This is a genomic window from Streptomyces sp. SID14478, from assembly GCF_010548525.1.
In the GTDB taxonomy this organism is placed as follows: Bacteria; Actinomycetota; Actinomycetes; order Streptomycetales; family Streptomycetaceae; genus Streptomyces.
The window spans coordinates 1-306 of the sequence record NZ_JAAGMG010000823.1 but is presented as its reverse complement, the minus strand read 5'-3'; the positions used below and the strand labels follow the sequence as shown (position 1 = coordinate 306).

The window sequence follows — 306 nt, the reverse complement described above, 5'->3', positions numbered from 1 at the left end:
GGCCCGCGCGGTGACCGGCCCGCCCGGCGCACCCCACGACGCACTCTAAGATCGTCGGGTGAACGCCCCCACCAGCCGGCCCGCCGACACCCTCCGCGCCGCCCTCGCCGGACTCCTCGACGGCCTCCCGCCCAGCCAGGCCACCCGCGCCGTGGACCGGCTCATCGCGAACTACCGGGGCACCACCCCGACCGACGCGCCGATCCTGCGCGACCGGGCGGACGTGGCGGCGTACGCGGCCTACCGGATGCCCGCCACGTTCGAGGCGGTGTGCTCCGCGCTGGGGGCGCTGGTGGGCGCGGCGCC

At 78.8% G+C, this 306-nt stretch carries 1 pseudogene; it reads left to right on the top strand.

Features of this window, described 5'->3' with window-relative positions:
* Positions 1 to 58 precede the first annotated feature (58 nt).
* Positions 59 to 306 (top strand): annotated as a pseudogene (locus G3I40_RS26775) (rRNA methyltransferase); the annotation flags it as partial.